The sequence below is a fragment of the Tenacibaculum bernardetii genome (genome assembly GCF_029125915.1).
GTDB lineage: Bacteria > Bacteroidota > Bacteroidia > Flavobacteriales > Flavobacteriaceae > Polaribacter > Polaribacter bernardetii.
On record NZ_JAQJCU010000001.1, the window covers coordinates 1 to 13,684 of the forward strand.

At 32.1% G+C, this 13,684-nt stretch carries 14 protein-coding genes; 10 read left to right on the forward strand and 4 right to left on the reverse strand.

The window, feature by feature from the left end; genetic code table 11:
• Positions 1-170 precede the first annotated feature (170 nt).
• Positions 171-950: a polyphosphate kinase 2 gene (gene ppk2, locus P2G10_RS00005; RefSeq protein ID WP_275314612.1), complete on the reverse strand. Its 780-nt coding sequence runs from the start codon at positions 948-950 to the stop codon at positions 171-173.
• Position 951: 1 nt separating this feature from the next.
• On the reverse strand, positions 952-1,809 hold the full coding sequence (gene ppk2 / locus P2G10_RS00010; protein WP_218772915.1) for a polyphosphate kinase 2: 858 nt from the start codon (positions 1,807-1,809) through the stop codon (positions 952-954).
• A gap of 68 nt (positions 1,810-1,877) precedes the next feature.
• Between ppk2 (P2G10_RS00010) and P2G10_RS00015 the strand changes: the two genes are divergently transcribed.
• Complete coding sequence (locus tag P2G10_RS00015; RefSeq protein WP_275314620.1) at positions 1,878-2,822, forward strand: lipid A deacylase LpxR family protein; 945 nt, start codon at positions 1,878-1,880, stop codon at positions 2,820-2,822.
• 83 nt (positions 2,823-2,905) lie between these two features.
• A complete protein-coding gene (gene dnaN, locus P2G10_RS00020; protein ID WP_218772917.1) occupies positions 2,906-4,024 on the forward strand; it encodes a DNA polymerase III subunit beta in 1,119 nt (372 codons plus the stop codon).
• Positions 4,025-4,106: 82 nt separating this feature from the next.
• Here the strand turns inward: dnaN and P2G10_RS00025 are convergent, their stop codons facing one another.
• On the reverse strand, positions 4,107-5,090 hold the full coding sequence (locus tag P2G10_RS00025) for a hypothetical protein (protein WP_275314622.1): 984 nt from the start codon (positions 5,088-5,090) through the stop codon (positions 4,107-4,109).
• Positions 5,091-5,405: 315 nt separating this feature from the next.
• Between P2G10_RS00025 and P2G10_RS00030 the strand changes: the two genes are divergently transcribed.
• From P2G10_RS00030 to P2G10_RS00065, 8 genes are all read left to right on the forward strand, one after another.
• Entirely contained in the window at positions 5,406-6,170 is a 765-nt protein-coding gene (locus P2G10_RS00030) for a ParA family protein (RefSeq protein ID WP_275314624.1), read from the forward strand.
• A gap of 10 nt (positions 6,171-6,180) precedes the next feature.
• A complete protein-coding gene (locus P2G10_RS00035; protein WP_275314625.1) occupies positions 6,181-7,068 on the forward strand; it encodes a ParB/RepB/Spo0J family partition protein in 888 nt (295 codons plus the stop codon).
• 43 nt (positions 7,069-7,111) lie between these two features.
• A complete protein-coding gene (locus P2G10_RS00040) occupies positions 7,112-7,648 on the forward strand; it encodes a DUF5683 domain-containing protein (RefSeq protein WP_275314628.1) in 537 nt (178 codons plus the stop codon).
• Positions 7,649-8,350, forward strand: a complete 702-nt coding sequence (gene dapB, locus P2G10_RS00045; RefSeq protein WP_275314629.1) for a 4-hydroxy-tetrahydrodipicolinate reductase — start codon at positions 7,649-7,651, stop codon at positions 8,348-8,350.
• A 77-nt stretch (positions 8,351-8,427) separates the two neighbouring features.
• Positions 8,428-10,017 (forward strand): signal peptidase I, encoded by a 1,590-nt coding sequence (gene lepB, locus P2G10_RS00050; RefSeq protein ID WP_275314631.1) that lies wholly within the window; start codon positions 8,428-8,430, stop codon positions 10,015-10,017.
• A complete protein-coding gene (locus tag P2G10_RS00055; protein ID WP_275314632.1) occupies positions 10,017-10,634 on the forward strand; it encodes a WbqC family protein in 618 nt (205 codons plus the stop codon). The genes lepB and P2G10_RS00055 overlap by 1 nt, the downstream gene beginning before the upstream one ends.
• A gap of 121 nt (positions 10,635-10,755) precedes the next feature.
• The gene (locus tag P2G10_RS00060; protein ID WP_275314633.1) at positions 10,756-11,328 is read left to right on the forward strand and encodes a Crp/Fnr family transcriptional regulator; all 573 of its coding nucleotides are present in this window, start codon (positions 10,756-10,758) and stop codon (positions 11,326-11,328) included.
• Positions 11,329-11,552: 224 nt separating this feature from the next.
• Positions 11,553-12,128 (forward strand): Crp/Fnr family transcriptional regulator, encoded by a 576-nt coding sequence (locus tag P2G10_RS00065; RefSeq protein ID WP_275314634.1) that lies wholly within the window; start codon positions 11,553-11,555, stop codon positions 12,126-12,128.
• A gap of 52 nt (positions 12,129-12,180) precedes the next feature.
• Here the strand turns inward: P2G10_RS00065 and P2G10_RS00070 are convergent, their stop codons facing one another.
• Positions 12,181-13,683 (reverse strand): lipopolysaccharide biosynthesis protein, encoded by a 1,503-nt coding sequence (locus tag P2G10_RS00070; RefSeq protein ID WP_275314636.1) that lies wholly within the window; start codon positions 13,681-13,683, stop codon positions 12,181-12,183.
• Position 13,684 lies beyond the last annotated feature (1 nt).

The following is a 13,684-nucleotide window of genomic DNA, read 5'->3' on the forward strand; positions in this document are numbered from 1 at the left end:
TTCAGCATGACGTAGAATGATACCATACACATAAACTCCGATGTAGTTTCGGAAACCTATTTATAAAAATAGTATTCGTGCCTTCCTAAATTGATGCAATGCCGAAATAGCTTCAGCATGACGTGAAACATAACAACATCCAAAGATTGCAAATTTTAAAATACAGTAATTTACACTACTGTATTTTTATCGTAAGGAATACTTTTTAAAATATGGTTTATAACATCAATACGCGCTAACGTTTTTCTGTTTGCTCTAATCACTTTCCAAGGAGATATTGACGTATTTGTTTTGGAAAACATTGCTCGTTTATACTCAGTATAATCATCCCAAAGCTCCTGCGCTCTTTTATCTACCGGTGTTATTTTCCATTGCTTTAATGGGTTATTAATAATATCCTTAAAACGTTTTGCCTGTTCTTTTTTATTGATAGACATATATATTTTCACCAATCGGATTCCAGATTCTAAAATCATTCTTTCAAAATCATTTACCTGATTCATAAAAACCTGATATTCTTCTTGCGTACAAAATCCGTTTACAGGCTCTACCACTGCTCGATTATACCAACTACGATCAAAGAAAACAATTTCACCTGCCTTTGGAAATTTTCGTACATACCGTTGAAAATACCATTGCGTTTTTTCATCTTCATTGGGCTTTGGTAATGCCACAATACGCATATGACGCGGATTTATTCTTTCTGTAATTCTACGTATTGCACCACCTTTACCCGCAGCATCTCTACCTTCAAAAATAACAATAATACGTTCATTATTATTAATCCCCCATTTTTGCAAACGAATTAACTCTACCTGTAATTTTTTTAATTTACGCTCATAATCTACATATCTAACCGCCCTTTCTATATTAAAAGGCTTCGACAAAAGTGCTTTAAGCCCTTTGGTAGTATTTAGTTTATTTACATCTTTTTGTGTTAACTTTTCCATATTAATCTAAGTGATTTACTGAGCGATAATAACGCATTACGATATTAGGATCTGGATTTGTTGACATTTTAACATCTTCTCTTTCTTGATAATCAAACTGTGACAACACATGACGCATACACTCAATTCTCGCTTTCTTTTTATCATTTGTTTTCACCACTATCCAAGGACTGTAAGAAGTATGTGTTTTACTAAACATCTCTTCTTTATAGAAACTATAATCGCTCCACAATTCTTGTCCTTTTTTATCAACAGGACTAAATTTCCATCTTTTTAAAGGATCATCATTACGCGCATCAAATCTGCGCATTTGCTCGTCTTTAGATATCGACAACCAAAACTTAATAATTACCACACCATCTTCATACAACATATGTTCAAACTCAGGCACCTGTACTAAAAACTTATCGTACTCTACCTTTGTACAAAACCCCATTACAGGCTCTACCACAGCACGATTATACCAGCTACGATCAAAAAAAACAATCTCACCTGGATCTGGTAATTCTTTAATATATCGCTGAAAATACCACTGCCCTTTTTCGACAACCGTTGGTTTATTCAAAGCTACCAAACGCATAGAACGCGGATTTAAATGCTCCATAAAACGACGTATATTTCCGCCTTTTCCAGCAGCATCCCTCCCTTCGAAAATCACCGCAACTCGTTTGTTATTTTTAGCTATCCACTGCTGTAATTTCACTAATTCTATCTGAAGTTTTTTCAACTCCTTCTCGTATGCTATTTTCTCTTTAACCTTATCAACAGAAACTCCTTTCTCTTTAATTAAAGACAACAATTGATCGTTTGTTGAAACACTTTCAAAATCATCAATTGTAAGTTTTGCTTTCTTTCCCATGTAAAAAATACGTTGAATTGCTACTAATTTAACCCTAACATTGCTAAAATAAGACGATATTAGCTGCTATGAAACAAAAAATCTTTTTTTTTATTCTCTTGTCATCTATCAGCCTTTTCTCACAACGAAAATACGCCAAAGAATTCAGTTTTTTAAACGATAATGATTTATATATCTCTCCTAATCAAGATAGGTATTATACCAATGGTATGTTTTTTTCGTATCGCTATTTAAGCAACAATACAACTGAAAAACTTGAAAAAAAAATTTTCGAGATTCAAATTGGCCATCATATGTATACGCCATTTAAAGCTACTGTTGAGCAAAGCAGTGATCACGATCGCCCATTTGCAGGTTATTTATTTGGTAGTTTTGGTATACATCGTTTTTATAAAAATGAAACTATTCTAAAAACAACATTACAGCTTGGTGCACTTGGTCCGTCTGCGCTTAGCAAACCGATGCAAGATTTTATTCACGAAATATATGGTTTTAAAAAGGCGATTGGGTGGGAAGATCAGATTTCTGATGCTCTCGCAGTGAACTTAAAAATAACCTACATAAAAAAACTAGCAAACAACAACTACCTTGATGTTAACTGGGTTAACAATATCAGAATCGGAACCGTTTATACTGATTTCTCAACAGGATTTTATGGACGTATCGGACTAAAACCACTTCAGAAAATTATAAACTCCATTGCTTTCAATGCAAACCTAAACAATGAAAACACCAATTTCAACAACGAAATTGAGTCTTTTTTATATATAAAACCTATGTTTAGCTATGTTGCCTATGACGCAACAATTGAAGGTAGTTTTTTAAATGACAGCAGTCCGATTACCTACGATATTGAACCTTTTAAGTTTACAGCTGAAATAGGGATTCGTTTTACTGCCAATCGTTTTAATTTTGGCTATGCTATAAATTACCATACAAAAAAGCTAAAAAGCGTACGCGTACCAAAGGGTAATTTTTACGGAACCCTACTTTTTAACTACCAGTTTAATTAACTTTTTTGATGGTTAAAAAAATAATTTTTAAAACCATCAAATTAAGATATATTTGTACATCTAATATACAGAAACTATACTAAATGAAATTTATCGTATCTAGCTCGCAGTTATTAAAACAATTACAAGTTTTAGGAGGGGTTATAAACAGCAATAACACATTACCTATTTTAGACAATTTTTTGTTCGAACTAGCTAACAACGAACTTCAAATCTCAGCATCAGATCTTGAAACAACAATGACATCGGTTATTGAAGTAGAAAGTACTGATACCGGATCTATAGCTATTAATGCACGTTTATTATTAGACACTTTAAAAACCTTCCCAGAGCAACCACTTACTTTTAAAGCAGAAAGTGATAGTACTATAGAAATTATTTCTGAGCAAGGTAAATACGACATGGCTTATTTTAGCGGTGAAGAATTTCCTAAAGCTGTTGAATTACCTTCTCCTAGCAGTACTGATATTCCGTCTAACATTTTAGCCACGGCAATTTCAAAAACAATATTTGCTGCAGGAAATGATGATTTACGACCAGTAATGAGTGGTGTATTTTTTCAGTTCAACTCGAAAGAATTAACTTTCGTTGCTACCGATGCTCACAAACTAGTTAAATATACGCGTACCGATGTTACTGCTGATAAATCTGCAGAATTCATTATGCCTAAAAAACCTTTAAATTTATTAAAAGGGATTTTAAGCGGGTCGGATAATAATGTTACAATAGAATACAACGATACAAACGCTAAATTCACTTTTGACAATGTGGTGTTAGTTTGTCGTTTAATCGACGGGAAATACCCTAATTACGAAGCGGTAATCCCTAAAGAGAATCCGAATAAATTAACAGTAGATAGAGCTTCTTTCTTAAACTCTGTTCGTCGTGTTTCTATTTTCTCTAGCAAAACAACACATCAGATTCGTTTAAAAATGGCTGGAACGGAATTAAATATCTCTGCCGAAGATTTAGACTATTCAAACAAAGCAGACGAACGATTACACTGTGATTATCAAGGAGATGACATGCAAATTGGTTTTAACTCACGTTTTTTAAGCGAGATGTTAAACAACTTAAATGCAAACGATGTATTAATAGAAATGTCTTTACCAAATCGCGCTGGAATTTTAACGCCAATTGACGGAACTGACGAAGGTGAACAAGTTACGATGTTAGTAATGCCTGTGATGTTAAACGCGTAAAGCACTTAAAATAAAAAAAAGCCACATATTTGAATACGTGGCTTTTCTTATTTTACAGTATTATTAAATATTTTTTTAATACTTAATATTGTAATGTTATTGACACTGTGTTAGGATTAGAACTATACCAATGTGCCCAATGCTTAGACTCTCCTTCTAAAGGTGTATAAATTTCTGGCGCCCAAGGAAAACCTACAGACCAACTGTAAACTGCTTGTGCTTGATTACAATTACAATATTTATGTCCTGATTTAGCTACATTAATTGACGATGGATAACCAGGATAACCAGGGGTTACATTTGACCTAAAAGCCATATTATATTCTAATCTATTATCTGTTTTTACTGTTTTCCACCAAGACCACCATAAGAATTTCTTTTTCTCTTGCACCAATGTATTCGCGCCAATAGAACTATAAAACCCCCAAAAACCATTAAACTGCCTAGCTCTCATTCTATGATTACTATCAAAATACCCATGAACTGTAACCCCTCTTGCCTCTAATTCTTCTTTGATGTTTTTATTAGTATTTGTATGAGCATAAACATTTAATTCTTTCGTATAATCCATTCTTTTTCCTTTTTCAAGTTTAATATTTCCTGAATTATACTCTTTTAAAAAATCAGCTATAATGCTACTAGAACCTTCGGTATAAGTATATACAAACTCACCATCAATTCTAAAAATCTTTCCTTGGATTGCTATTTCTCCATCTTCATTTAACAAAAACAATAACATATTATCATCCGAGCTAACATTAGCTACTTCTTTTTCATTTATACCTAACCTTTCTGCTTCCTCTGACTCTAAATTATAAACCAATAATAAAGGATTATACCTACCTGAACTACTCATTTCTTTTGCTTCTTCTAATAAGTCCGAGTCCGATTCTAGTCGATCATTGATAAAAAATCTAAGTTCTTTAACCGTTTTAAACCGCAACATCTTAGACTCATTATTTTTAGTTGCTAAAACTTTTTCTTTCTCTATAATATCTTGTCCTTGTTCATCTTGGCATGCTATAGCAACAATACTTAGCAGCAATACTAAAAAATACTTTTTCATAATAAATTATTTTAATTTTTACCTACTCTTTCGCTTTTCAGTTTACGCGATATCTTCTAACTAACTCTATATTTATTTAAGTATAGAAATTCTTTTAACTAGTATTACAAAGAATTGAAGCAAAACTAAAGCAGGAATATGATTAAAGCAGGGTTTGAAAAACGTTTATTCACAGGGTTTAACAACCTAAAAATTAATATTGTTTTACAAATAGTAAATTACATTAATTAAATAATGAGTTTTGTTAACATCTTTCGCTTTTAAAAATGATAAATAATTGTAAATTTACCTCTTTCAAACTTTTTATAAATCACAATGGGTAAAATAATCGCAATTGCAAATCAAAAAGGTGGTGTAGGTAAAACTACTACCTCTATCAATTTAGCCTCATCATTAGGTGTTTTAGAAAAAAAGGTATTATTAATAGATGCCGACCCACAAGCTAACGCCACTTCTGGCTTAGGTTTAGATGTTGAAAGTATTGAGTTTGGAACCTACCAAGTTTTAGAACACACCATATCAGCTAAAGAAACTATTGTAAAAACGAGTTCTCCTAATGTAGATTTAATTCCTGCTCATATAGATCTTGTTGCTATTGAAATAGAATTGGTAGACAAGCAAGAAAGAGAATACATGCTTAAAAAAGCATTGGTAGATATAAAAGACGACTACGACTATATATTAATAGACTGCGCTCCTTCTTTAGGGTTAATTACATTAAACTCTTTAGTAGCTGCCGACGCTGTTATCATACCTATTCAATGTGAATATTTTGCCTTAGAAGGCTTGGGTAAATTATTAAATACGATTAAAAGTGTTCAAAAAATTCACAATCCAGATTTAGATATTGAAGGATTATTATTAACCATGTTTGATTCTCGTTTACGACTTTCTAACCAAGTTGTAGAAGAAGTTAAAAAACACTTTAGCTCAATGGTTTTTGATACAATTGTTCACCGAAATATTCGTTTAAGTGAAGCGCCTAGTTATGGTGAAAGTATAATTTCATACGATGCAACCAGTAAAGGTGCTGTAAATTACTTAAATTTGGCGAACGAAATTTTAACTAAAAACGCATAAGTACTGTAGCATGGCAAAAGCAACTAAAAAAAGAGCTTTAGGAAGAGGTTTATCAGCTTTATTAACTGAAACTGCTGAAGTAAATTCTGCTGATGATAAAAACGCGGATAAATTAGTAGGAAATATCATTGAAATTGGATTAGATTCAATAGAAATGAATCCTTTTCAGCCTAGAACCTATTTTGATGAAGAAGCTTTACGTGAGTTGGCGAATTCTATAGAACAATTAGGTGTTATACAACCTATTACCGTACGAAAGTTAGCCAATAACAAGTTTCAATTAGTTTCTGGTGAACGTCGTTTTAGAGCCTCTAAATTAATAGGCAATAAAACAGTACCCGCTTATATTCGTTTAGCGAACGATCAAGAAATGCTAGAAATGGCATTGGTTGAAAATATTCAGCGTAAAAACTTAGATCCTATTGAAGTAGCACTTTCTTACCAGCGTTTAATTGATGAAATTCAGTTAACCCAAGAAGAATTAAGTGTTCGGGTAGGTAAAAAAAGATCTACCGTTACCAATTACTTACGCTTATTAAAACTAGACCCAATTATTCAAACAGGTATGCGAGACGGTTTTATATCTATGGGACATGGCCGTGCGTTGATTAGTATTTTTAATACCGAAAATCAATTAACGGTTTATGAAAAAATCGTTAGAGATAAACTTTCTGTTCGTCAAACCGAAGAATTGGTAAAAAGTTTAAAATCGGGTATTGTAGCTAAAATCGCAAAAAAGAAAACAGTCCCTACTTTTATTACTGAAAGCGTAAAAGACATGAGTAATTATTTTGGCAACAAGGTAGCTGTTAGTGTAAATAATAAGGGAAAAGGGAAAATTTCGATTCCTTTTACCTCAGAAGAAGACTTTAATCGTATTAAAAAACTATTAAAGTAACTTGAATATTCGCACACTCATATTTGTTCTTTTTAGTTTTTTTTTGAGTCAACTCTTATTTGCTCAAAAAGATTCTACCGCTATACGCGCTAAACAACTACAATTAGGTAGTGATAAATACAATCCGCTATCTCCATCTAAAGCAGCTTTTTATTCAGCTATTTTTCCTGGAGCAGGACAAATTTATAATAAAAAATATTGGAAAGCACCAATCGTTTGGGCGGCAATAGGAACAAGTGCTTATTATTATTTAGATAATAGTAACGAATACGATCGCTATAGAACTGCTTTTAAACTTCGAAAACAAGGGTTAAAAGATGAATTTACCGACGAGAACGGAAACACTATAATTTCTAATGACGGACTTGAAAATGCTCAGAAAGTACTTAGAAAAAATAGAGATTTATCACTTTTAACAGGTGTATTAATATATGTTTTGCAAATTGTAGAGGCTAGTGTAAATGCACATTTATTACAGTTTGACACTGACGACAGTTTATCTTTAAAACCGATGGTATATCCAGATCCGCTTTTTATAGAAGCTCCTAAAGTAGGATTAACATTAAAATACTCTTTTTAAATGAAAATAGCCTTACTTGGTTATGGTAGAATGGGTAAAGAAATTGAAAAAATTGCTTTACAAAGAGGCCATGAAATAGTTATTAAAAGCTCAGGAAAAGACACGTATGATATTACAAAAGCTGATATCGCTATTGATTTTAGCGTACCTGATTCGGCTTACAATAATATCAGTAATTGTATACAAAATAACATCCCCGTAATTTCAGGAACCACAGGTTGGCTTGATAAATACGAATCGATTACCGCTTTATGTAACGAGAAAAAAGGTGCTTTTATTTATGCATCTAATTTTAGTTTAGGGGTTACTATTTTTTTTGAACTAAACAAACAATTGGCTAAAATGATGGATACTTTAAATACCTACAATGTATCTATTGAAGAAATTCATCATACAAAAAAATTAGATGCACCTAGCGGAACCGCTATTACCTTGGCTGACGGAATCGTAGCAAACTCCTCTAAAGAAAACTGGGAATTAGCTACTAAAACATCCGAAAAAAACATCCCTATTACCGCTGTTAGAACTCCAGATGTACCAGGAACGCATACCGTAAGCTACCAATCAGACATTGACACTATTGCTATTAAACATACTGCGCATAACAGACACGGTTTTGCTTTAGGTGCGGTTATAGCTGCCGAATGGCTTGTTCATAAAACAGGTGTTTACACCATGCGAGATGTGTTAAACTTAGGTTAATTGCGTAACAAAAAATAAAAAAAACTCACTAATAACATTAAATTTCATTCCTTTTAGGAACACAAAATATACATATTATGACATTTACCGAATGGTTTTTATGCTTCTTAATAATTCAGGTTATCCATTTTTTAGGAACTTGGAAATTATACGTTAAAGCAGGAAGAAAAGCTTGGGAAGCTGCAATACCTGTTTACAATGCTGTGGTTTTAATGCAAATTATAAATCGCCCAAAATGGTGGGTACTATTATTATTTATTCCCATCGTAAACCTATTAATGTTTCCTATTATTTGGGTAGAAACGTGTAGAAGTTTTGGTTTTAATGAAAAAAAAGACACTCTTTTATCGATTTTCACTTTAGGTTTTTATATTTTTTATATCAACTACGCTACCGAAACACCTTATATAGCGAATAGAAGTTTACAACCACGCTCTGCTTTAGGTGAATGGGTTAGTTCTATTGCTTTTGCTATTATAGCAGCTACTTTAGTGCACACCTACGTTATGCAACCCTATACAATTCCTACTTCATCTTTAGAAAAAACCTTATTAGTAGGTGATTATTTATTTGTAAGTAAATTTCATTATGGTGCCCGCATACCTAGCACAACTATAGCTGCACCTATGGCACACGATACATTACCTATTTTAGGAAGTAAATCTTTTATTTCTGATGATAAAAACAAAGAAGGAATTTTAAACAAATTGTCTCTACCCTACATGCGTTTGCCAGGTTTTCAGAACATCAAACGCAACGATATAGTTGTTTTTAGCTGGCCGGCAGATACATTAGCTCTAATGTGGGGAGATAGATCAGGAAAAGCAACTTACAAGCCTATTGATAAAAGAACCAATTACGTAAAAAGAGCCACTGGTATTGCTGGTGACACCTTAGAGGTTCGTGATGGCTATGTATTTATAAACGGAAAGAAAACGGTATTACCAGACAGAGCAAAACCACAATGGTACTTTAAAATTGATACAGACGGAAAAGAATTATCACAAACTGTTATAAGAGAATACAACAAGAACAGAGAAGGTAAAATGTCTAACGATGGCGTTTACTATTTAAACCTTACTGATGATGAAGCTGCCTCTTTAAAGAAAAACCCACTGGTAAAAAGTATCGAGAAAAATTTAAGTCCGAAAGGCACATACGATCCTACTGTTTTTCCTCACAATCCAAAATACGCTTGGTCTTCAGACAATTTCGGACCGCTTTATATTCCTAAAAAGGGAGCTACAGTTGCTTTAAATGAAAGTACCATTCCGTTTTACGAGCAAATCATCCGAAGATATGAAAATAACGATTTAACTATTTTTGGTAACGACATATACATCAACGGTAAAAAAGCTAAAAACTACACGTTTAAACAAGATTATTACTGGATGATGGGTGACAACCGTCAGCGTTCTTTAGATGCTAGAAACTGGGGATATGTCCCGTTTGACCATGTGGTTGGAAGACCTGTTATGATTTGGTTAAGTTGGGACCCAAGTATTTCAATCTTAGATTTTGGAGCAAAAGTAAAATCTATTCGTTGGGACAGAATGTTTACCACTGTTGGCGGTAGCGGAAAACCTACTTCTTATTTATGGCTCGTACTTGTTTTAATTGCAGGTTATAGCTTTTATAGTTACAGAAAAGGTAAAAAGAAAGCGTAATGTCACTTTTTATTCCCACATATTTTGCGCCTATTTCACAATACGCAGCAATCAGTACATCTGATTCGGTTGTTTTTGAGCTTGATGATAATTATCAAAAACAAACCTACCGAAACAGGTGCTATATTTTTGGTGCTAACGGCAAGCTAAGCTTAAACGTTCCAGTAAAACACCTGCTTAAAACAAGCCGAAAAAAAACAAAAGACACTTTAGTCGAAAACGATTCACCATGGCAGCAGCAGCATTTAAAATCGCTGCAATCGGCTTATCGTTCTTCACCTTTCTTTGAGTTTTATGAAGATGATATTGTTAAAATATTTACTAGAGATTACAAATACCTGCACGATGTAAATATAGATACTCATTTGTTTATTGCGGATGCTTTGCAAATAGACACTTCTTTTGCTACATCCGAAAACTACGAGGTAAGTCCGACTATTACAGATTATAGAGCTTTAGCAATTGCTAAAAAAGGGATTGAAGTAAAGATGGAGTCTTACATTCAGATGTTTGATGATAAACATGGTTTTATTCCCAACTTATCTATATTAGACTTACTTTTTATGGAAGGCCCTAATGCTATTAGCCTTTTAGAAAAAACGAGTATAGAATACTAAGTCGATATTGTTTTATAACCTAACTTTATTACTTGTACCTCATAAAGAAATTAAAAATAAATTTCTTTTGCTTTGATAAAAAATGTAGCTTTGGATAGAACCCAAATACAGTACTTTTATCATGGAATTTTTAAGAAATTTTGTTTACAGCGTCCATAATGTTTCTGAAAGCTCTTTTTTAGAGTTTTATAACATAATTGAAAACAAAACACTCTTAAAAAACCATAAGATAGTAAAACTTGGTCAGGTGCCTGTTAATTTTTATATTCTAAAAAAAGGCATCATGAGGTCTTACATAGTCGATGAAAAAGGCAAGGAACATACAAAGACAATTTTTACACCTATTGTAACTTCGGGGAATTTAGGTGCATTGATACAGAAAAAGCCTTCAGGTTTAATTTACGAATGTCTTACAGATTGTGAAGTTATAGAGTGCCATTATGAATCTTTTTATGATTTATCAAAAAAAAATCATGATGTAGCTATATTTCATTATAAGGTTTTAGAAAGTGTTTATCTAAGAGAAGAAGCTAAAGTATTAGAATTATCGATGCTAAGTGCTACAGAACGCTATGAAAAGTTAAGAAAAAGCCACCCTGGCATTGACAACTTAATTAACCAATATCATATTGCTTCTTTTTTAAATATTACACCAGTACAGTTAAGTAGAATAAGAAAAAACCATCATTTATAACATTATAAACATATGTTAATGCACACAAAGAGAAAACATTATACATTTGTAATGTAATTAACAAGTTACATTAATAAAAGTTCCCCCCAATATGAACTTTAAAAAATAATCAAACTTACCCCCCTTGTGTAAGTTTGATTTTATGCGTTTATTTTTTTTTGTCGTTATTTTTCCTTAAATTTAAGTATCTCTATTTGAGATACAACTTGTTAATTACGCTTTTTATGAATAACGATATTGAAAAAACTCTTTCTCAGTACATCGACCTACCTAAAAATGTTATTTCAGATTTTTCGGAAGGACTTACGTATTGTGAGCTCGAACCTTTTGAATACTTTGCTAAAACAAACGAACACACTACTAGTTTTTTCATCTTAAAATCTGGCTTAATTAGATCTTTTTTAGAAACTGAAGACGGAAAACAGGTAACAAAATTCTTTTTTACACCTCCTAATTTTACAGGAAGCTTAGCCTCTTTAATAAAAAACATTCCTTATGATTTAAACTACCAAGCTTTAACTAAAGTTACTGGTTATAAAGGTTGTTTTCTGAAATTAAAAGAGCTTACCTTAAAAAATCATGATTTTAGCCTGTTTTATATAAAGGCAATGGAAAATTCTTACTTAAAAGCTGAGAACGTAATTATAGATATCTCTACACATTCTGCTACTGAAAGATATTTAATTTTAAAGGAAAGAATACCTACCATCGATAATTTAATCGCACAACGCTATATTGCCTCTTATCTTAATGTATCGCCTGTACAGTTAAGTCGAATTAAAAAAAGTTTACTTAAATAACGTCCACATCGCTGTTATCTCTCCTTGAAAATATTATTTACAAAAAAACTAATTATTTAATATACCGATTAGCTAAATTATTCATTTGCTCTGAGACTGTTAGTTTTATTACCACAACTACATAAACCACTACTATTAAAACACTTTTTAAGATAATATTTATTATCGGATCAATCGGTGTGTTTTTAATAGAGAATTGAGGTATCGAGAAATTCCAATAATAAAATCCGAAAAACAATACGGCTATTATTAATAGCATTTTAAGAGTTTTCTTTGTGTACGGAAACATTTTTAATTTGCGATTAACAAACCAAAGCTTAAACGTATTAAAGAATAATACGGTTAACAATGTAGCTAAAGCCAAACCTTCGGTACCCATACCTATATCGTTATAAAAGAAAATATTTAAATAATACACCATAAATGCCATTCCTACTCCTACAGGCATGGTAATTTTATAAAATTTAGAGTTTTGAATTATCGCTCCGTTATTACCTAAAGACATTAAAAATAATTTAGCCGTAGATATTAGTAAAACCACCAATCCGCCACCTGCATAATTTTTATTTGGCATTATTTTAAACAATTCATCTACATTGCAGTTTACCAATATAAAGAACAGCCCACCAACTAATAATAAATTTATAGAGCTTTTTTCATACAAACTCTTTGTTTCTTTATCATTATTCTCATTAATAGATTTAGAAGTAAGCGGTTGTAATATTTGCCCCATTGCCCTACTCGGTGCTTCAATAAAAGTACCAATAAATAATGCAACACCATAATAAGCAGCTGTTGCCAAGCCGTCTTTACCAGGAATCATTACTTTGTCTATATCCAATACAAACGCACCTGCACTACCCGCTAAAACAATATAAAAAGTATACCTAAGAACCTCTTTAAAATTAAACGGTAACGATAGTGTTAACTTAGGTGTATATAGTTTAAGTGCATACAACATCATAAATATAGTTCTCGCCACGTAGGCAACTGTCATATAATACAAAAACTCTTGCTTGGTAATCAGCTCAAAACTTACTGCAAATAGCAATATCATAATCGCAGCTCTATTGTAAAGTTCTTTTAAAACATTACCAAAAACCGACTGCATTTGCACTTTTGCCCAAGAATAAAAAACTTCAAAATAAGCACAAGCTACTGCAATAATATAAATATAAACAGTATAATTCTCAATAATTAAGTTCCCTTCAACATTACTTTTTGCAACATATCCCATAATTAAATCATGAAAAAAGTCCCAACCAAAACCAACGGGCAATGCTATTAAAAGCGGTAAAAATAAAACCGAGCTTAAAAAACTATCTTTTTCTTTTTTAGTTTTGTAGGCTACAAAGAATTTGATAATTGTAAACTGAATACCTAAAGCAATTACAGGCATTAATAAATTTGAAGCAGCAAATACATACATTGCTAAACCATAATATTCATCTTTTAAAAAACGAGCATATAGATATATGGTGTTAATACCTCCTATTAGAAAACCTAAGTAAATTATAATGGTGTTTTTTAGCGACTGTCTTAATACGATTCCCAAT

Coding starts and splice junctions, on each gene's coding strand:
- ppk2 (WP_218772915.1), bottom strand. CDS start 1,809: ATGGGAAAGAAAGCAAAACTTACAATTGATGATTTTGAAAGTGTTTCA.
- P2G10_RS00015 (WP_275314620.1), top strand. CDS start 1,878: ATGAAACAAAAAATCTTTTTTTTTATTCTCTTGTCATCTATCAGCCTT.
- P2G10_RS00065 (WP_275314634.1), top strand. CDS start 11,553: ATGAATAACGATATTGAAAAAACTCTTTCTCAGTACATCGACCTACCT.
- ppk2 (WP_275314612.1), bottom strand. CDS start 950: ATGGAAAAGTTAACACAAAAAGATGTAAATAAACTAAATACTACCAAA.
- dnaN (WP_218772917.1), top strand. CDS start 2,906: ATGAAATTTATCGTATCTAGCTCGCAGTTATTAAAACAATTACAAGTT.
- P2G10_RS00025 (WP_275314622.1), bottom strand. CDS start 5,090: ATGAAAAAGTATTTTTTAGTATTGCTGCTAAGTATTGTTGCTATAGCA.
- P2G10_RS00030 (WP_275314624.1), top strand. CDS start 5,406: ATGGGTAAAATAATCGCAATTGCAAATCAAAAAGGTGGTGTAGGTAAA.
- P2G10_RS00055 (WP_275314632.1), top strand. CDS start 10,017: ATGTCACTTTTTATTCCCACATATTTTGCGCCTATTTCACAATACGCA.
- lepB (WP_275314631.1), top strand. CDS start 8,428: ATGACATTTACCGAATGGTTTTTATGCTTCTTAATAATTCAGGTTATC.
- P2G10_RS00060 (WP_275314633.1), top strand. CDS start 10,756: ATGGAATTTTTAAGAAATTTTGTTTACAGCGTCCATAATGTTTCTGAA.
- P2G10_RS00035 (WP_275314625.1), top strand. CDS start 6,181: ATGGCAAAAGCAACTAAAAAAAGAGCTTTAGGAAGAGGTTTATCAGCT.
- dapB (WP_275314629.1), top strand. CDS start 7,649: ATGAAAATAGCCTTACTTGGTTATGGTAGAATGGGTAAAGAAATTGAA.